General features: G+C 49.7%; 19 protein-coding genes. 9 read left to right on the top strand and 10 right to left on the bottom strand.

The window, feature by feature from the left end:
- The first annotated feature begins 15 nt into the window (after positions 1-15).
- Positions 16-471, top strand: a complete 456-nt coding sequence (gene rsd / locus CBE68_RS00915; RefSeq protein ID WP_087504184.1) for a sigma D regulator — start codon at positions 16-18, stop codon at positions 469-471.
- A gap of 78 nt (positions 472-549) precedes the next feature.
- Here rsd and CBE68_RS18980 read toward each other — a convergent pair whose 3' ends face one another.
- On the bottom strand, positions 550-1362 hold the full coding sequence (locus tag CBE68_RS18980) for an FKBP-type peptidyl-prolyl cis-trans isomerase (protein ID WP_087504183.1): 813 nt from the start codon (positions 1360-1362) through the stop codon (positions 550-552).
- A gap of 132 nt (positions 1363-1494) precedes the next feature.
- Here CBE68_RS18980 and CBE68_RS00905 point away from each other — a divergent pair, with 132 nt between their 5' ends.
- Positions 1495-2511 carry a WD40 repeat domain-containing protein gene (locus CBE68_RS00905; RefSeq protein WP_087504182.1) on the top strand — a complete coding sequence of 339 codons (1017 nt, stop codon included), beginning with the start codon at positions 1495-1497 and terminating at the stop codon, positions 2509-2511.
- A 9-nt stretch (positions 2512-2520) separates the two neighbouring features.
- Positions 2521-2745 carry a SlyX family protein gene (locus CBE68_RS00900; protein WP_087504181.1) on the top strand — a complete coding sequence of 75 codons (225 nt, stop codon included), beginning with the start codon at positions 2521-2523 and terminating at the stop codon, positions 2743-2745.
- An 8-nt stretch (positions 2746-2753) separates the two neighbouring features.
- Here the strand turns inward: CBE68_RS00900 and CBE68_RS00895 are convergent, their stop codons facing one another.
- On the bottom strand, positions 2754-2948 hold the full coding sequence (locus CBE68_RS00895) for a YheV family putative zinc ribbon protein (RefSeq protein WP_087504180.1): 195 nt from the start codon (positions 2946-2948) through the stop codon (positions 2754-2756).
- A gap of 147 nt (positions 2949-3095) precedes the next feature.
- Between CBE68_RS00895 and CBE68_RS00890 the strand changes: the two genes are divergently transcribed.
- The 4 genes from CBE68_RS00890 to CBE68_RS00875 all read left to right on the top strand — a co-directional run bounded on the left by CBE68_RS00890 (position 3096) and on the right by CBE68_RS00875 (position 6823).
- The gene (locus CBE68_RS00890) at positions 3096-4994 is read left to right on the top strand and encodes an ATP-binding cassette domain-containing protein (protein WP_087504179.1); all 1899 of its coding nucleotides are present in this window, start codon (positions 3096-3098) and stop codon (positions 4992-4994) included.
- An 89-nt stretch (positions 4995-5083) separates the two neighbouring features.
- Positions 5084-5572 (top strand): hypothetical protein, encoded by a 489-nt coding sequence (locus tag CBE68_RS00885; RefSeq protein WP_087504178.1) that lies wholly within the window; start codon positions 5084-5086, stop codon positions 5570-5572.
- 80 nt (positions 5573-5652) lie between these two features.
- Positions 5653-5889 carry a YheU family protein gene (locus CBE68_RS00880; protein ID WP_087504177.1) on the top strand — a complete coding sequence of 79 codons (237 nt, stop codon included), beginning with the start codon at positions 5653-5655 and terminating at the stop codon, positions 5887-5889.
- Positions 5890-5944: 55 nt separating this feature from the next.
- Positions 5945-6823, top strand: coding sequence for a phosphoribulokinase (locus CBE68_RS00875; RefSeq protein WP_087504176.1), 879 nt, complete (start codon positions 5945-5947; stop codon positions 6821-6823).
- Positions 6824-6890: 67 nt separating this feature from the next.
- On the opposite strand, the gene CBE68_RS00870 is transcribed toward CBE68_RS00875, so the two are convergent.
- Positions 6891-8891, bottom strand: coding sequence for a methyl-accepting chemotaxis protein (locus tag CBE68_RS00870; RefSeq protein ID WP_087504175.1), 2001 nt, complete (start codon positions 8889-8891; stop codon positions 6891-6893).
- Positions 8892-9474: 583 nt separating this feature from the next.
- Between CBE68_RS00870 and crp the strand changes: the two genes are divergently transcribed.
- Together crp and CBE68_RS00860 are read left to right on the top strand one after the other, a co-directional pair.
- On the top strand, positions 9475-10110 hold the full coding sequence (crp, locus tag CBE68_RS00865; RefSeq protein ID WP_087504174.1) for a cAMP-activated global transcriptional regulator CRP: 636 nt from the start codon (positions 9475-9477) through the stop codon (positions 10108-10110).
- An 84-nt stretch (positions 10111-10194) separates the two neighbouring features.
- Positions 10195-10452: a hypothetical protein gene (locus CBE68_RS00860; protein WP_087504173.1), complete on the top strand. Its 258-nt coding sequence runs from the start codon at positions 10195-10197 to the stop codon at positions 10450-10452.
- 4 nt (positions 10453-10456) lie between these two features.
- Here CBE68_RS00860 and CBE68_RS00855 read toward each other — a convergent pair whose 3' ends face one another.
- The 7 genes from CBE68_RS00855 to CBE68_RS00825 all read right to left on the bottom strand — a co-directional run bounded on the left by CBE68_RS00855 (position 10457) and on the right by CBE68_RS00825 (position 17759).
- Positions 10457-11263, bottom strand: a complete 807-nt coding sequence (locus tag CBE68_RS00855; RefSeq protein WP_087504172.1) for a DUF1338 domain-containing protein — start codon at positions 11261-11263, stop codon at positions 10457-10459.
- A gap of 36 nt (positions 11264-11299) precedes the next feature.
- Positions 11300-12784 (bottom strand): succinylglutamate-semialdehyde dehydrogenase, encoded by a 1485-nt coding sequence (gene astD, locus CBE68_RS00850; RefSeq protein WP_087504171.1) that lies wholly within the window; start codon positions 12782-12784, stop codon positions 11300-11302.
- Between the two features lie 20 nt (positions 12785-12804).
- A complete protein-coding gene (gene astA, locus CBE68_RS00845) occupies positions 12805-13830 on the bottom strand; it encodes an arginine N-succinyltransferase (protein WP_087504170.1) in 1026 nt (341 codons plus the stop codon).
- 17 nt (positions 13831-13847) lie between these two features.
- Positions 13848-15071: an aspartate aminotransferase family protein gene (locus CBE68_RS00840; RefSeq protein ID WP_087504169.1), complete on the bottom strand. Its 1224-nt coding sequence runs from the start codon at positions 15069-15071 to the stop codon at positions 13848-13850.
- A gap of 198 nt (positions 15072-15269) precedes the next feature.
- Positions 15270-16298 carry a hypothetical protein gene (locus CBE68_RS00835; RefSeq protein ID WP_087504168.1) on the bottom strand — a complete coding sequence of 343 codons (1029 nt, stop codon included), beginning with the start codon at positions 16296-16298 and terminating at the stop codon, positions 15270-15272.
- Positions 16299-16369: 71 nt separating this feature from the next.
- A complete protein-coding gene (locus CBE68_RS00830) occupies positions 16370-16957 on the bottom strand; it encodes an anthranilate synthase component II (protein ID WP_087504167.1) in 588 nt (195 codons plus the stop codon).
- Between the two features lie 67 nt (positions 16958-17024).
- Positions 17025-17759: a hypothetical protein gene (locus tag CBE68_RS00825; protein WP_087504166.1), complete on the bottom strand. Its 735-nt coding sequence runs from the start codon at positions 17757-17759 to the stop codon at positions 17025-17027.
- Positions 17760-17767: the final 8 nt, after the last annotated feature.

Raw genomic sequence — 17767 nt, 5'->3', positions numbered from 1 at the left:
TGCGGAGAATGATAAATGCTTACAAGATTGGAAAAAGCTCAGGCTGCGTGGGGTGGTGCTGACTCTGCCATTGATAAGTGGTTGGCTGACCGAGAAAGCGTATTGATTCAATATTGCAAACTTGCCGGTTTAAAGCCGTTTGAACATGAGCGTCAGTTGCCCGATGCAACGTCATTAAAAGATTTTTGTGCTGGCCTGCTTGATTATACATCAGCCGGGCATTTCGAGATGTACGACAAATTGGTGGACGAAGAAAATCCTGAGGCCAAGCAACTAGCGGCAAAAGTGTATCCCGGGATTAACGCCAGTACCGATATCGTGCTCAACTTCAATGACCGATATGGTGAAGTGAGTGCAGACGATGATTTGGCGACATTGGATGATGATTTGAGCCAGCTTGGCGAAGCACTATCACAGCGTTTTGAGCTGGAAGATTCACTGATTGAAAACCTTGCTTCGGCATCAGCTTGAGTTAAGCCAAGAAATAAAAAAGGCGCTTTAAGGCGCCTTTTTTTGTCGCAGTTTTTGTCAAAACAAAGAGGCTTGAGATTACTCTGCCGCCGCTTCTTTTGTTGCTGCATCTGGATTGATTTCAATTAGCTCGACTTCAAATACCAACGCTGAGTTACCAGGGATGTTGGCACCAGCGCCATGCTCGCCATAGCCCAATTCTGATGGGATATACAGCTTGTACTTGGCACCAGGCTTCATCAATTGCACACCCTCAGTCCAACCAGGAATAACTTGGTTGAGGAAGAATACTGCAGGCTCGCCGCGTTTGTGGCTGCTGTCGAACTCGGTGCCATCAATTAATGTACCCGTGTAATGTACTTTAACCTGATCGCTTGCCGCAGGAGAGTCGCCTTCACCTGCTGCGATGACTTCATATTGCAGGCCAGATTCAGTAACGGTAACACCTTCTTTCTTGGCGTTTTCTGCTAAGAATGCTTCGCCGGCAGCTTTTGCTTCGGCCATTTTGGCTTGCTGTTCTTCTTGGGCTTTCGCTTGCAACGCTTGAACTGCAGTCATGCGCTCTGATTCAAGTGCTGTGAGCACTTCTTGCAGTGTTGCCTCATCGAGCTGGCTAGTGCCACTGATACCGGCGATGATGCCTTTTTCTAACTGTGCTGCGTCAAGCTCAATACCTAACTCTTTATAAGCATCGACCATGCGGATCATTTGTTGGCCCATGAAGGCGCCCGTGGCATAGGATTGCTTCTCACGGTCAGAGGCAAAGCTCACTTCGGTAGCAACTGGTTGCTCTGCTGTCGCTTCTGTTGCAGCTGGTGCTTCTTTTTCTGCGTTACAAGCAACGGTCAGCATGGCCGCTACCACTGCTGTGCCTAATGCAAGACGTTTCATTAAATAAATACTCCTGATTGTGTATCGTCACCACTCATTGATGACAAATATCTCGGGTTATTCCAAGCGGCCAATAGCGAAACAAGATTACTAACGCTATCATGCCGTTAGGGCCTAAAAATTAGGGTTGCTATGAACCTTATTAACGCGCTCAAGCGCGCATACTGTCACGTTCGAGTCGTCGTTGTACTGACCAGTGTTGCGGTCTTGCTCAATGGTTGTGATCAGATCAGCAAACCGGCTGAGCGGATTGAGCAAGCAGCAGAGGGTAGCTCTGCCGCCGCGTTATCTGCCGATGGCCGTTGGGCCATCCATGCCACCATTCACCATAACTTAGCGCTTTGGGACAATGAAACACAAGGCTTACGCTACCAGTGGCAGTTGGGCGACCAGTCGAGCCCCGTTTATTTGACCCGGTTTTCACCCAATGGCAACTATGTCGTTACCGCTTCAGACCGTGAAATCGCCATTTGGTCTGTCACCAGCGGTGAATCCATCGGCTGGTTTACCATTCCGGACAGTCGCATACGCGATATCGCCATCGATAATGAAGCGACCGGCATCCTTTATGGGCTTGCCGATGGCCGTGCCGTCTATGTCGAACGACAAACCGGACGTCGGCTCGAGTTTCTTGGTCATCAAGAAAAAATCAATGCCGTCGACCTATCAGCTAATGGACTCTATGCCATTACTGGCAGCAGTGACTACAGTGCTAAGCTCTGGAGTACTGAGACCGCACAAATCATCCAACAGTTCAATCATCCCAGCCGAGTTACCCAAGTTCGCTTCGATCAGCAAGGCCGATATGTCTTTACCGCCGATAGTCTGAAGCAAGCACGGATTTGGCGCATACCCTCAGGTGATATGGTCAGTAACTTGAATTTCAAGTCCCGCCAGCAAGTATTCAGTGCTGCAAGGTTCTCGGCCGACGGTCAATGGCTCGCAACGGGATCACCGTCACGTCAGTTAACCCTGTGGCATGTTGAAACTGGTCAGAAAATCGCCGGTTGGCAAGTGGCAAGGCAATCGGATAATCGTTGGCGCAGCGCGGTGGTGTATGATGTCGCCTTTTCGGGCCGTTGGTTATTTAGCGTAAGCTCATCTGGTTACACTGAAGCATGGCCGCTACCTCAACAAGCACTGCAATAAGGAAGCCTGATGGTAACCAATGATAAAGCGCTCCAGAGCCGAATTGACGAACTGGAGTCGAAGCTGGCGTTTCAGGAGATTACGATTGGCGACTTGAACCAAGAACTGAGCGCTCACCAAGAGTTAATCGATAAACTTCAAGTACAAGTTAAATTGATGTTCCGCCAGATCCATGATCTGAAAGGTTCGAACATGGCGAGTGAATCAGAAGAGACCCCGCCACCGCATTATTAGCAGCAATATCAGTCCTGATTGGGGTTGAAAGTGGCAATCAAGCCAGGCGTTTGATCGTCGCTTCCCGGCTCATGTTGGACGTGACCACATTCGACACACTCGACGTAGCTTGAGTCTTCGGTCACTACCATGGCCAAACTATCTTGTTCGTTACACTTTGGGCAGCTCGCTCCGGCAATAAAGCGCCTCGTTGGTTTGGTCATTCTGTTGTTGATCCTTAATCGGATTCTAATTGCCGCCTAGTTTACCTAGCCAACCGCTTCCTGCCCAGCTGAATTGGTTGGGCTGGCGGCTAATGTCAGTTACCATTGGCGCCCTTCATTATTAGTTTGTAACGCGGAGTAACCCTGATGATTCAATGTCAGGACATCGAATTGATGCGAGGTCATAAAATACTATTGACCGACGCCAACCTGCATATTCCTGATGGCCACAAGGTTGGCTTGGTTGGCAGCAATGGCTGTGGCAAATCGAGTCTATTCGCGTTACTGCTAGGTAAGTTGGAAACCAGCAAAGGTGATTTCAACATCACCCCAGGCTGGCGTATTGGTCATGTTGCTCAGGAAACGCCTGCCCTGCCAATCTCGGCGATGGATTACGTCATTGCTGGTGATCGGGAGTATCAGAAACTTGCCGATGCGCTTGCGGCAGCAGAACAGTCGCACGATGGTACCAAGCAAGCAGACTTACATGGCAAGATGGCTGCCATTGATGGTTATAGTATTCACGCCAGAGCTGGTGCGATGCTGTCGGGCTTGGGTTTCAGTCACGAGCAGCAACAGCGACCAGTGAGCGACTTCTCTGGTGGTTGGCGAATGCGATTAAACTTAGCTCAAGCACTGATTTGCCGAGCTGACCTGCTGTTGCTCGATGAACCAACCAACCATTTAGATTTAGAAGCCGTGCTGTGGCTTGAGAGCTGGCTCCAGCGTTTTGATGGCACCTTGTTGATGATTAGTCACGACCGGACTTTTTTGGATAATGTGGTTGGCCAAATCGCCCATATCGATCAGGCCACAATTACTAGCTACTCGGGCAACTACAGTAGTTTTGAACGGCAGCGTGCAGAGCGCTTTGCCCAGCAAGCTGCGGTGTTTGAAAAGCAGCAGCGCCAGCGCGCTCACTTACAGTCCTACATTGATCGATTTCGCGCCAAGGCGACTAAAGCTCGTCAGGCTCAAAGCCGGATCAAGGCGCTAGAACGGCTCGAAGCCAGTGCGCCAGCGCATGTTGGTAGCCCATTCTCATTTTCAATCCCGAGCCCGGCCCACTTACCCAATCCGTTGGTGACATTGGAGCAAGCCGATCTTGGCTATGGTGACAGTACTATTTTGCAGCGAGTGAACGTGTCTTTGGTACCCGGTTCACGAGTGGGTCTTATTGGCCCTAATGGCGCAGGTAAAAGTACCTTAATCAAGGCGTTAGCTGGTTCATTAACCGTATTGAATGGCGAGCAAGCAGCAAGTTCGAAGTTAACCGTGGGCTATTTTGCGCAGCATCAGCTAGAGCAGGTCAATGGCGAGCAATCGCCGTTACAAGCATTGATGGCCATGAGCCCCGAGCAAACAGAGCAGAATTTGCGGAATTACCTTGGTGGTTTCAATTTTCATGGCGACGATGCGCTGCGGCAGCTGGCCAGTATGTCCGGTGGTGAAAAAGCCCGAGCGGTACTGGCGATGATTTGCTGGCAAAAACCCAACCTGCTATTGCTCGATGAACCAACCAACCACTTGGATTTGGAAATGCGCCATGCCCTTGAGTTGGCATTGCAGGGCTATGAAGGGGCATTACTGGTGGTGTCCCACGACAGGGATTTGATTGCCTCAACTACCGATGAACTGTGGCTGGTTGCCAACGGTCAGGTGCAGCCGTACCAAGGTGATCTAGCGGACTATCAAAAATTGATTCAGCAGCCGGCGGTTGAAGCGAGTTCGGATAAGCCTTCGGTATCGCAAAATCGCAAGGATCAAAAACGTCGAGATGCTGAGTTTCGGCAGCAAACTCGACCGTTGCGACAAACGATTGAGCGTCATGAAAAGGCAATGGAAAAGCTCGGTGACGAAGTCGCGGAGCTGGAACAACAGCTGGCCGAACCGTCGATCTACGATGAAGCTAATAAGGCCAAATTGACACAACTAATTGAACAGCGAGCCAAAAGCCAACGTCAGTTAGACGAACATGAAGAGAGTTGGCTGGCAGCTAGTGCTGAGCTGGAACAATTGAGCGAGGAGCATGCTCAGCAGGGCTGAATGTTTTTTAGCCAATTAAGTGCTAGATCGATGAACCTTTTGTATAATTAATAGTCGAACCAGCACAAGCCTGTAGTTTAGGAGTGACCATGACCAGTATCTCTTCGGCCAGTAGCGCCGCTTTATTTACGCAACAACAAACAGTTGCGACCAATCGCCAGCAGCCAGCAGTTACTCCAGAGCGTCCTCAGGTCGAGCCTCCCGTTGCTGGTATTCCAGAAAATGAGCGGCCACAACTCAGCCCAGAACAACAACGAGAGCTGATTGATCAGGTTGAAGCGCGGCAAAATGAGATCGCTCAGCGTGAGCAAAACGTTCAGGATGCCCAACGCCAAGCAGCAACTACAGTGGCTGACTATAATCAAACCCAACGTGTGATTGACGCCTACGTCACTTCGGCGACCAATGGCGAAGCATCGCGCGATAGCAATACCATTACCCCCGATGATATTCAGCTCACTGAGCAGCAATATCGAACGGCTACCGGTAACCAAACGCCGACATCGCTGTATAACGCAACGCAGCAAGGCTCAGAGTCTAACCCGACGTTGGGTCAAATCATCGATAATCAAATCTAATTGGTTGGCGATTGCTACTATCGCCCGCTCAATCATTCGGGTAGTGTTGTTGCAGGTTCATCACTACCCACATCGGCTCCATGCAAATACCTATTGATCAACTCAATGCTGATACGCTTTACGCCATCGCAGAGTCTTTCGTACTTCGTGAAGGGACTGATTACGGTGATGAAGAAGCTTCATTGACCGACAAGGTTGAGCAAGTGCTTGAGCAGCTTCGACAGGGCTCTGCGGTACTGATCTATTCCGAGTTGCACGAGAGCGTTGATATTATTCCTGCGGAGCAGCTCAAGGCTCAACAAACACCCGATACTTGATTTCCCTTGTTACGCTGTCAACAATAAGGCCAGAATCTCGACAACAAGGCCTCTTATGTCGGTCAAACACCCCATTATTGCCATTACCGGTTCTTCTGGCGCTGGCACCACCACCACCAGCACTGCGTTTGAACACATGTTCCGTCATCGCAACATCAATGCTGCGCTGGTCGAAGGTGATAGTTTTCACCGCTACTCTCGCGCAGAGATGGACATGGCGATTCGCAAGGCGCAAGAACAAGGTAAGCACATCAGCTACTTTGGCCCAGAGGCCAATGATTTTGGTCAGTTAGAAACTTTCTTCAAGAGCTATGGTGATAGTGGTATGGGGCAAGTGCGGCGTTACCTCCATAGCTTTGATGAAGCGGTGCCATACAATCAGATGCCAGGCACATTTACGCCGTGGGAAGATTTACCCGAAGATACTGATTTACTCTATTACGAAGGGCTACATGGTGGCGTGGTAACGGAGCAACACAACGTTGCTCAACATGTTGATTTGTTGGTTGGAATGGTGCCGATCATCAACCTAGAGTGGACCCAAAAAATCATTCGCGATACCACTGAACGCGGTCACTCCAGAGAAGCAGTGACCCAGTCTATTCTGCGCAGTATGGAAGATTATGTGCGTTACATTACGCCGCAGTTTTCTCGCACCCACATTAACTTTCAACGGGTACCAACGGTCGATACGTCAAACCCCTTTGCCGCCAAGAACATTCCGTCGCTTGATGAGAGCTTTGTGGTGATCCGCTTCCAAGAGACAAGAGGCATTGATTTCCCATACTTGCTGCAGATGATCGATGGCTCGTTTATGTCGCGATTGAATGTGTTGGTTGTGCCAGGAGGCAAAATGGGCTTTGCAATGGAGCTGATTTTAACACCTTTGCTTGATGAGCTGCTGGAGAAAAAGCGCCAAGCCATGGAGTACTGATAGCAATTGCTTTTGCTATCTGCGAAAAAAACGGCCACTTAGGCCGTTTTTTTATCAGTGCTTTTTACTAAACCTTGTAATGAGATATCAATTGCTGTTGCTCTTCTGCCATGGTGGCTTGCTGCTCACTGGCATTGCTGACTTGACTGATTAATTGTGAGTTGGCGTCGGCCGTATCACTGACCTCATTGACGGTGCGTGTCATATCTTGCGAGGTGACACGCTGCTCTTCAGTGGCAGCGCTGATCTGTGCCGCCATATCGGTGATCTGAGAAACCGCTGCTTGAATAGTGCCCATGGCGCTGTCGGCGTCGGACACTTTCTCAAGATTGCGCTCCATACTGTTTTGCGCCTCCCGGACTACCTTACCGGCGCCGTCGATACTTTGCTGTAGGTTCTCGATACGTTGCTGAATTTCAGTGGTTGATTCAGCAGTACGTTGCGCCAAGTGGCGGACCTCATCAGCGACAACGGCAAAACCGCGACCTTGTTCTCCGGCCCTAGCGGCCTCAATTGCAGCGTTCAGTGCGAGCAAGTTGGTTTGTTCAGCGACACCGCGAATGACACTCAAAATATCGCCGATCTGTTCACTGTAGTGCTCGACATCTCGAATACGTTCCACGCTACTTTCCAGCTCACCGGATACCACATTGGTGCTCTGGATTGTTTGAGCCATGATTTCGCTACCCAAAGTCGCCGATTTCTCAACGCTGGCGACTTGTTCAGCGGTGTCACAGGCCAATTGTGCTACTTCGGCAAATGACGCCTCCATTTCTACCATCGCGGTCGCTAGCATGGCGATGTTTTGAGACTGGCTCATCTGCCGCTGCTCAGCGTCGGTACAAAGGTGGCTATTGCTTTGTGCTAATTCACTCAGGCGAGCAGACGTTGAGGATATTTCACTCAATGAACGCTGCATGCGCTCAGCGAGCTGGTTCACATCATCGCCAATCTCACCAAATTCGTCAGCGGCGGTGTAGCTTGAGCGAGCCGTCATGTCGCCACTGCTAAGATCTTCCAGCGCGCCGCCAACATTGCGAACAGCTCTACGAAGCAGCTGACTAATACGGAAACCGACTAGCAAACCAATAGCGACCGAAGCAAGCACAGCAATAACAGTGATGCTGATACCACGCACGTATTGCTTAGCAACACTGGCAGAGGCCTTGTCAACTCGACCATCTGCTTCGGCAATCATTTGCTTCACAGCATCACCAGCTTGTTGTTGCAGCTCATACAAGCGTTGTTTGTGCTCAGTATTTTTATCGCGCATTTGTACCAGTGCCTGAAACTGACCAAATGCACCACCCTGTGACAAGACAATGTCTTTTTTTATCGCTTGCCATCTGGGTTCGAATTCAGCTCTGTAGTCGGTTCTAGAATCCTGATAAATGGCCATTTCATCAATCAAGTTACCGAATTTCTCATCGAGCACTGGCGCTAGTTTTTCAATTCGACCACCTGAGAAGGTAATGGATTTTTGATTGGCGGCGTTGATCGCTTTCATCAGCAACACTTCAGATTGCTCGAACGGGTTGAGCAGTTCATTGAAACTCCAACGCACGTAGTCATCGGCGATGGCATAGCTCTTAGCAAGCAGGTGCTGCTTAAAACGCGCCATTTCCAACAGCATGCCGCGAATGTCCTCAGAGTTCTTTTTCTCCAATTCAATGAGCTTGCCATGTTCGCTGAGCATCAGTTCCGAGATGCGCTGCAACTCAGGAAGGGTGGTTTGTAAGCTGGTAAGTAGTTCAGTGCTGCCTTGCTGGGATAGGCGTTCGAGTTCTTGCTCTGCTTGTTCGCTTGCTAATTCATAGGATGCTTTTGACTGTTCCAGCATTTCTACGGTGTTCTCAGCCAGTGCGTCGGACACAATTTGATTGCTGGTTTGCAGCAAGCTGTAAAAGCTATAACTGGACTTGAGGCTTGGGATCTCCTCATGGGCAATCTGCTCAACCCCGTCATTGAAGCGCGACAGCAAGTAATAGTTTACCAAGCCTGTCAGGAGCAAAATAAATACCAGCACGCCAAAGCTCAAATAGGTGCGCTGAATAAACGTCATATTCATGATTTATTGCCTTTCAACCAATACATCCCGACGTCATCCAATCTGACGCAATTTCCATACTTTCCCAACTACAGAGGAAGCTTAGTACAGAAGAAAATATTCGCTTTTTTTGAGTTGGGAAGTGAGAACTAACTAACTCATTTAAAGACGATTCTGATTTTTGTCGGCAGATTGATCAATGAAATGAAGGGGCGCTTTCGAATAGTGTGAACTGGACCTTGTATAAACCGGTTTCGTTATTTTTAACTAACCAAGATTAGCAACCTAAAAGTACGATTTGTTATCAAATTGGCATCATTTATAAAGAGTAAAAGCTCTAATCGTGCTTTTGTTACCGCCAACTAAGGCCTCACCTGGTGTTGCCTGAGCGGTTTTTACCCACATTCATTCAGGTTTTATGCTGAAGGGTTAATTAAGTGACAATTTAATCAACTTTTTCCGGCTTTTAGGCTGGTTTGCTGATTAAAAACTGTGTTAGTTTTAGTGGCTAGGCGAGCTATGGTTCAGAAGTCGCAGTCTTGATGCATGATGCACTACGTATTGCGGCGCTCGGGGGAAACCATCAAAATTATAAGGAGCTCATATGGCCATTATTGCGAAACCACAACCGGATCCAACTTTGGAGTGGTTCCTATCTCATTGTCATATTCACAAGTATCCAGCAAAAAGCACACTTATCCACGCAGGTGAAAAAGCCGATACGCTTTACTACATCATCAAAGGTTCTGTTGCCGTTCTTATTAAGGATGAAGAAGGCAAAGAAATGATTCTGTCCTATCTCAATCAGGGCGACTTCATTGGTGAACTTGGCTTGTTTGAAGAAGAGCCAGAGCGTACCGCTTGGGTTCGAGCCAAGGCGGCTTGCGAAGTTGCTGAAATTTCATACAAGAAATTCCGTCAGCTGATTCAGGTTAATCCAGAAATTCTGATGCGCTTGTCATCTCAGATGGCGCGTCGTCTGCAAAGTACCAGCCAGAAGGTGGGTAACTTGGCATTCTTGGATGTTGCCGGTCGTATCGCACAAACTTTGCTTCACCTTGCGAAGCAACCAGATGCGATGACTCACCCAGATGGCATGCAAATTAAAATCACTCGACAGGAGATTGGCCAGATTGTTGGTTGTTCTCGTGAAACCGTCGGTCGAATTTTGAAGATGCTTGAAGAGCAAGAGTTGATTCATGCCCATGGTAAGACCATCGTGGTATTTGGCACTCGCTAGACACTTCTGATGAAACACCCGCTTCGGCGGGTGTTTTTCTATTTCTAGTCGTTCATCATCGCGCAGCCTATTGGAGTGTTGCCAATGCAGATGCTGTTTGCGTTTTTATTGTTGGTGCCGTTGATTGCGTCAGCGACACAACAGCAAGGCATGCCATTTAGAACCTTTGCCGTTCATTTACCGCTGTCGCTATTGGCAGGGTTTGGCGCGGCCTATCCAGCGAGTTTGTTGATAAACGAAGCTGCCATTGTGATCGGCTATCTGGCCTACTACCTTGCCTTTTACTTATTTGATCAGCCGTTTCGAAACTTGATTAAGCAATACTTCTCACGTCGCAGATGAGCGCCTACGAATGATGGGTAGACTCAAATATTTTGTCCGCTGACGCGGCGACAAAACCTGAATACAATTCACCATTTGTCATCGGATAACGCTTAGCAAACTCATAAAAGCAGCTGGGTATAGTTAGCTCGCCATCGCTGAACTGACAACTGGCTTGATCAGCCATAGTACTGGATTGTTCGAGTAACTCAGCTGGTGATCCTTTAATTAAGCCGCCGCTACCGTTAAGAACAAAGCCTGCAGCTTGAAGCCGTGCATTGACCTCTGCAAGCTCAGGGCTTTCTCTCAGTTTATTGACATTGACGGTGAAGTGATTGGCGCGATAACCCCAAGCGGCAAGCCAGCCAGCATACTCACTTTCGTCAATCAGCTGGTGGTACTGCTCGGTAGAGACTTGCCAAGGTCGCCCGCTATGCACCCAGCTAGCTGAGTCCGTCAAATCCTCACTTAGTTGCGAAATCAAGCTGCTGACAATGGCCTGAAGCTGTGCTGAGCACTGTTCGACCAATAACTCACTAATGAACACCTTGGGTGCCAGCGGATCTGGGTGCTCGTAGTGTTTGGCTCGCAGTTTTTTGGCTTTGAACTGGTAATCTCCTTTCGCTTGATAACCAATTCTCTCGAAAGGTGCTGCCAATGCGTCAAGCCCAACGGGCTTAACATTGAAGGTACGAAGCGCGATATGGTCGTTATGAATGGTGCTATCAGCGCTGAGTAACTGGTGAATTGCCAGTGCCGACGGTGTTACTTTGAGATACTGCTGCCATAGGGCGTCAAAAATCTGTTGCCAGTTGGTTGTTGCAGTGCTCATGTCGGCACCTCCTTAAGTAACAATTCAACGTTATTGCTAGAACGTCAGGCCTGGGCTCAGGTTTGCCGGTAGCTGACAGCTCTCAGCTTCGACTGAAGCGACGGGATAAGCACAGTAATCGGCGGCATAGTAGGCACTTGCGCGATGATTACCACTATCGCCGATACCACCGAAAGGCGCGGCTGAGCTGGCGCCAGTGATGGGGCGGTTCCAGTTGACTATACCGGCGCGAATATGGCGGAAAAACACCTCATAGAGTTCGCCATCGTCTGCCAATAAGCCTGCAGAGAGGCCAAAACGAGTGTTGTTGGCAATCGCCAGTGCGTCATCAAAGGCGTGGTAACGATACACTTGTAAAAGCGGCCCAAAATATTCTTCATCCGGGCATTCCTCAACGTTCGTGACATCAATGATTGCTGGGCTGACAAAGGCGTCACCGAGCGCTAAACGCTCGCCTTTGAGTAACGCTTTGGCACCCAATGACAGCAACTTGTCTTGAGCTGCCAATACCGCATCTGCGGCCTGAGCTGAAATTACACAACCCATAAACGGCTGACTGTCGGCATCATGGCGATCCACTACGATTTGCTTGGTCACTTCCAGCAAGCGCGCCATGATGGCGTCACCTTGTTCGTTACTTGGCAGCAATAAGCGGCGGGCACAGGTACAGCGCTGACCGGCAGAAATAAAGGCTGATTGGACGATGTCATGCACGGCGGCATCAATATCACTGACTCCGGCAACGATCAGTGGATTATTACCACCCATTTCCAGGGCCAGGATTTTGCCCGGTTGGGCGGCAAACTGTTGGTGTATCTTGTGGCCAGTCGTTGAGCTGCCGGTAAAGAACAAGCCATCAATCGCTGGATGTTGAGCAATTGCCTTCCCGGTTGCAACGGCACCTTGCAGCAAATTCAACACCCCTTGAGGTAAGCCTGCTTGCTGCCAGAGTTTGACGTAATATTCGGCAACCGCAGGCGTTTGTTCACTCGGTTTATAGACAATTGTGTTACCGGCGATCAACGCGGGAATAATGTGACCGTTTGGCAAATGACCTGGAAAGTTATAAGCACCAAATACCGCAACAACACCATGTGGTTTATGGCGCAAATGGGCTTTGCCCACAGGCATATCAGAGCAGCGGAAACCGGTGCGTTCATTATATGCCTGCTTCGATATAGCTACTTTACCGATCATTGCGGCTGCTTCGGTAGCACTCTCCCATTGTGGTTTGCCGGTTTCCAACGCGATCAGCTCACCAAGTTGTTGTTTGTGTTCGCCGAGCAGCTCTGCGAATCGATCGACGATTTGTACGCGCTCATCGGTTGAGCGATTCGCCCAGCCAAAACTAGCTTCACGTGCCGCTCGCATCGCCTCTGCCACTTGCTCATCGGTGGCACATTGGCCACTGAGTACAAGTTGCTGATTCGAGGGACTGAAGGATTCGAGAAGCTGTCCTTGTCCGTCTTGCCATAGGCCATTGATAAAAGATTGGCCGGTAATCTGAATAGTGTCGGACATGGAAAACCTCGGATGTTTAGTTATTGACTGCAGGGCATGGCGAAGCAGCGAGCAGCATCGCCATCAGATAGTCCAAGAATATTGGCTTGCTCGGTGTCCAGAAACAGCTCGCCATCGTGCAGGTGAGCTTTCACTAAACCGGCACGGTAATGGGTCAGCTGTGTGTTGGCTAGCAGGTATTCAACTGGCGGAGCCGCGAGTTCGCCGATACGAATAATCACCGCCTGACTTTGGCGGACGGTTTCGATTTGATCGAGCGGGCATTCCACTGTCGGACCAGCATCGAAAATGTCGACGTAATCCTTGAAGCGGAAACCTTCTTTTTTCAGCATAGCAATGGCTGGTTTGGTGGCCGGGTGAACCTTGCCGATAACGTCTTGAGCTTGCTGAGACAGTAAGTTGACGTAAATCGGGTACTTCGGCATCAGCTCAGCGATAAAGCGTTTCTCGCCGATCCCGGTGAGGTAGTCGGCTGTTGGAAAATCGAGATCGAAAAAGTGCTCTTGCAACCACTGCCAAAACGGTGAGCGACCTTCTTCATCGGAGACGCCGCGCATCTCGGCAATGACGGTGTCGCCAAATCGTTGAGGATGGCTGGCCATGAACAAGAAGCGGCTTTTCGCTAGCAGACGGCCATTGCTGCCGATGCGGTGAGTTTTCTTTAAGAACAAGGTACAAAGCTCGGCGGCACCGGTGAAGTCATTGCACAAGCTCAATGTCTTAACAGTCTTGTGAATACCGAGCTCAGGAGATGAATGAACCACACTGCCAAGGCGATAGTGGTAAAAGGCATCGGACAGCCCGACCGATGCCTCTATACCAGCGGTCCCAACCACTTCACCAGTGTCGGTATCTTCGGCAACAAACAAGTACCCTTGGTCACCAGGGCGCTCAGCCTTGGCGGCAAATGAATTGACTGAACGGTCAATCTTAGCCCGCAACAAGTCATCATTTTGTGGCAGAGAGGTAAAACCAATGCCGGATTGTTCTGCGATCGCTTGTAATGCGGAAAAGTCTCTTTTCTCAATCGGTCGGACAATTAGCATCGGCGTTACTCCTTGTATTAATCGCTCGACTGGCAGACTTTGGCGACTGCTCGCTCAAGTGCGTCCATGCCTTCGGATACTTCTGATTCAGTGATGTTCAATGCTGGAGCAAAGCGCAACACATTGGGGCCGGCGACCAACATCATTAGGCCCTCTGCGACTGCCGCGGTAAGGAAATCGCGTGCTTTGCCCTGATATTTATCGTTCATGACCGCCCCCAGCAATAAGCCTTTGCCACGAACTTCGGCAAATACTTGATACTGGTCGTTGATGTCGGCCAACCGCTGACGAATCTGAACTTCTGCGGCGTTAACGTTAGCCATCATTTCCGGAGTATTCACTTCAGCCAGTACCGCTGAGGCGACGGCACAGGCCATAGGGTTACCGCCGTAAGTCGAGCCGTGAGTGCCGACTTTGAGGCTAGCTGCGATGCTATCGCTGGTCAGCATGGCTGCTACTGGGAATCCGCCGCCGAGTGACTTGGCGGAAGTCAGGATATCTGGCACCACAGGTGAATTCATGTAGGCGAATAAGGCGCCGGTGCGGCCGACACCGGTCTGTACTTCATCAAAGATGAGCAAGGCATTGTGTTTGTCACACAGGGCGCGGACACCGGCCAAGTACTCGTCGGTGGCAGGAATAACGCCACCTTCACCTTGCATTGGCTCGATCATCACGGCGCAAGTGCGATCCGAGATGAGTGCCTCTAATGCCGCTAAGTCGTTGTAGGCGATATGTTCAATGGCGCCTGGTTTTGGTCCGAAGCCATCAGAATATGCTGCTTGCCCACCGACACTAACGGTGAAGAAGGTACGACCATGGAAGCCGTGGTGGCAGGCAATGATTTGATCTTTGTGTTCGCCGAAGTGCTCATTGGCATAACGCCGAGCCAGTTTCAACGCCGCTTCATTGGCTTCTGCGCCGGAGTTGGCGAAGAATACCTTTTCGGCGAATGTCGCATCAATCAGCTGTTTAGCCAGAATGAGTGCCGGCTCATTGGTGTAGACATTGCTCACATGCCAAAGCTTGCTGGCTTGTTGTTGCAGTGTATTGACTAGTGCTGGGTGGCAGTGGCCGAGGCAGTTCACCGCGATGCCACCAGCAAAATCGATGTATTCCTTGCCTTCTTGATCCCAAACGCGAGAGCCTTCACCGCGAACCGGAATCATTGCTGCCGGAGCGTAATTTGGTGCCATCACCTGATCGAAGGTCTGCCGAGTGATCTGTTCTGTTTGGTTCATGCTAGCTTCCTTTTCAGTTGTGCCAAGCAAGGATAATGAGGCGTTAATTCGAAACGGTTGTCATTATCTTCAAGGCGATCGAAATTGTACAATTTTGAATAAAAAATAAATTTTTATTCATAAAGTGAATATAAAACTGCATTCAAATGCATATTTGATGCATGAGGTAGTCGGATGTTTCGACTTTTGTTGAATTAATTATCGTCGTCGTAAGCGTGATAATTCAGCCATTTCATCCTCGCTGAGGGATAAATCAGCAAGCAATGAATGGCTCTGATGCGGGGTGAGAGCACAGGCATCGTTAAGCCAGCGATACTGGCAGTAACCTCTGGCCTGACGCAGAATTTGACCAAGCTCAGAGAGCTGGTTGACGGGCATATCGGCGTCGGCCTCGCGAGTGATAGAGGCTAGAATGCGGCCAGTTGCACCGAGTTCATTCAACAGCGCGTGCTGAAGAGCGGAAGCCCGAGCGAGGTGACTTGCGAGAATCGATACCGGTGGCCGAATCGTGTTTATTTGGTCATAAACCTGTTTTTGGGCAGATTGACGTGATTTTTCTAGCGCAGCTTTAATCTGGCTATCAAACAGATGCACAAAGGTTTGACTAATTGCCAGTGGAGCCAACCCTTGAATGAGTGCGGCAAGCGATGAAATTGCCGAGCATTGTTGACGTTGCTCGGCAAGTAGTGACGCGCACTGGGCCATTTCCTGTGACCACTCGAGAATCCGCCGATTCATTAACTGGCAAAATGGCACTTTGCGGCCGGCCGCTTGAATCATGCCAAATTCGACCAACCGCCGAGCCAGCATCTTACCGTCAAATTGCTCCAGTGCTTGGTCTAGCGAACTGACGTATTCGGGAGCTGTTCCTGTGACCTGCCGAAAGCGTGGTGCGTTGACCCATTGTAATAGCTCTTTGGCCACCCAACTTTCACTATTGATAGTGCGCCGCAGTGGATCATCGGTATCGGACTGATCGAGCACTAAATCCAGCATCTCAGGTAGTTGCTCGCCCATGGTCAAGCGAACAAACAGCATCCGCTTTGGGTTCTCATAAGACTGGTTAAGCGCAAGCTCCAAATGCTCGGCAAGTCGTGTGGCAATGGCCGAAGGAGTGTGTCCCTGCTGTTGATTGCTGAACCAAGTAAATTGCTGACGCACCAAGTGGTCAAAGAACAAGCCTTGATTATCGGTCTGGTCGGAAAAAGATGTCGCGGAGGTACTCATTTTCGATACTGCTGCAACTCACTGGTTTTTTACAATGCGCTTAGGCCTTTACTATCGCCTGCTGGCGAGCGTTAGCCAAGCCTTTGTTGCAAAAAATTGTTGAGTAGCGCATGTCCTTGCTCGGTAAGAACAGATTCAGGGTGAAATTGCACGCCGAAAACGGCTAAGTCTCTGTGCCGTAATGCCATGATCTGCCGTTGTTGGCTAATCGGATCATCAAACCAAGCGGTAACTTGTAGCTCGTCGGGCATGGACTCCGGTGCCAATAGCAACGAATGATAGCGAGTGACGCGAAGCGGATTGGGGAGGCCTTGAAATAGATCGCTGCCGGCATGCTCGATATCTGAGGTTTTGCCATGCATGACTTTTGATGCTTTGACCACGCTGGCGCCAAATACCTGGCCGATGGTTTGGTGACCCAAACACACCCCCAACAGCGGAATTTTGCCGGCAAAGTGTTCGACTAAAGCTAATGATTGGCCGGCTTCATTGGGGCTGCAAGGACCGGGAGAGATGACCAGATAGTCGGGATTAAGCGTCGTCACCGTCTCAATATCGACTTCATCATTGCGTTTTACCACCACCTCTTGCTGCAATTTCTGGAAGTACTGCACTAGGTTGTAGGTAAAGGAATCGTAGTTGTCGATCATCAACAGCATTGCTAGGTTAAGCCTTCGTTTTTATTGGGTATTTTTTCAGATTTAGTTTGGGTACCACTTTGTTTAGTTAGTTGATCAACAATTCGCTGTAGTGAGGGTGTCTATTCAAGATAGCTTGGCTCCCTTTTAGCGAAAACTGATAACCACAGAGCTTAAAACTGCCTCGTAGGGCAATATTGTTGACGATGGCGATGCTATCAAGTGGAGAAAAGCTAGCGAAGTAATGAGAACCTCGCTCAACCAAAACATCCAGAGAACGGTAACTGTCGCCGTTATTGAAGACTATTTGCTCGCAGCTTTGATCGCCGTCAGCCGTGGCTATGTCCCAGATTGTCGTTTCTGAACTTTGTTCTGCTTTCCAGCTAATCACCATGCCGTTGTATTCAGTGGCCCACAGTGAAAAGTTGTCAGGAAACTCCACTGGGTGAGAGCGTGATATGGCTTCGGTTGGCATTATCAGTTGAGGATTAATGGCTGTCGCTACTTGCTCTGGTGTCGATTCGGCCGGTTGTTGCTCAGAAGGCATCAGCAAGCTCATCAACACAACTAACACAACGACTGATGATACACCGCCAGCGATTAGGGTATTTTTTCTACTCGATAAGATATGGCTGCGCAAAAACTGATTGCAGCTTTGATAGCCGCGAGACGTCGCATTCTTTAATGACTCAGTAAACTGAGCCGCGGCGCTGAGCTCTTCTTTGGCGGAGTCCTTCGGTAAGTGCTCTTGTGTGACGATAGGTTCGTGTGGCTCACCATCACCAAAAAGTGTGGGTTCGATACGAGGTGCTTTCCGAGACATATAACTGG

Origin of the sequence: Neiella marina, assembly GCF_002165625.1 — a bacterium.
Taxonomy (GTDB): domain Bacteria; phylum Pseudomonadota; class Gammaproteobacteria; order Enterobacterales; family Neiellaceae; genus Neiella; species Neiella marina.
This window is presented reverse-complemented; position numbering and strand designations above follow the sequence as displayed.

Bases quoted from the DNA above. Each gene is read 5' to 3' on its own strand.
- CBE68_RS00900 (WP_087504181.1), top strand. From the start codon at position 2,521: ATGGTAACCAATGATAAAGCGCTCCAGAGCCGAATTGACGAACTGGAG.
- astD (WP_087504171.1), bottom strand. From the start codon at position 12,784: ATGTCCGACACTATTCAGATTACCGGCCAATCTTTTATCAATGGCCTA.
- CBE68_RS00835 (WP_087504168.1), bottom strand. From the start codon at position 16,298: ATGAGTACCTCCGCGACATCTTTTTCCGACCAGACCGATAATCAAGGC.
- CBE68_RS00855 (WP_087504172.1), bottom strand. From the start codon at position 11,263: ATGAGCACTGCAACAACCAACTGGCAACAGATTTTTGACGCCCTATGG.
- CBE68_RS00870 (WP_087504175.1), bottom strand. From the start codon at position 8,891: ATGAATATGACGTTTATTCAGCGCACCTATTTGAGCTTTGGCGTGCTG.
- CBE68_RS00860 (WP_087504173.1), top strand. From the start codon at position 10,195: ATGCAGATGCTGTTTGCGTTTTTATTGTTGGTGCCGTTGATTGCGTCA.
- CBE68_RS00880 (WP_087504177.1), top strand. From the start codon at position 5,653: ATGCAAATACCTATTGATCAACTCAATGCTGATACGCTTTACGCCATC.
- CBE68_RS00895 (WP_087504180.1), bottom strand. From the start codon at position 2,948: ATGACCAAACCAACGAGGCGCTTTATTGCCGGAGCGAGCTGCCCAAAG.
- astA (WP_087504170.1), bottom strand. From the start codon at position 13,830: ATGCTAATTGTCCGACCGATTGAGAAAAGAGACTTTTCCGCATTACAA.
- CBE68_RS00905 (WP_087504182.1), top strand. From the start codon at position 1,495: ATGAACCTTATTAACGCGCTCAAGCGCGCATACTGTCACGTTCGAGTC.
- crp (WP_087504174.1), top strand. From the start codon at position 9,475: ATGGCCATTATTGCGAAACCACAACCGGATCCAACTTTGGAGTGGTTC.
- rsd (WP_087504184.1), top strand. From the start codon at position 16: ATGCTTACAAGATTGGAAAAAGCTCAGGCTGCGTGGGGTGGTGCTGAC.
- CBE68_RS00825 (WP_087504166.1), bottom strand. From the start codon at position 17,759: ATGTCTCGGAAAGCACCTCGTATCGAACCCACACTTTTTGGTGATGGT.
- CBE68_RS00885 (WP_087504178.1), top strand. From the start codon at position 5,084: ATGACCAGTATCTCTTCGGCCAGTAGCGCCGCTTTATTTACGCAACAA.
- CBE68_RS00890 (WP_087504179.1), top strand. From the start codon at position 3,096: ATGATTCAATGTCAGGACATCGAATTGATGCGAGGTCATAAAATACTA.
- CBE68_RS00840 (WP_087504169.1), bottom strand. From the start codon at position 15,071: ATGAACCAAACAGAACAGATCACTCGGCAGACCTTCGATCAGGTGATG.
- CBE68_RS00830 (WP_087504167.1), bottom strand. From the start codon at position 16,957: ATGCTGTTGATGATCGACAACTACGATTCCTTTACCTACAACCTAGTG.
- CBE68_RS00875 (WP_087504176.1), top strand. From the start codon at position 5,945: ATGTCGGTCAAACACCCCATTATTGCCATTACCGGTTCTTCTGGCGCT.
- CBE68_RS18980 (WP_087504183.1), bottom strand. From the start codon at position 1,362: ATGAAACGTCTTGCATTAGGCACAGCAGTGGTAGCGGCCATGCTGACC.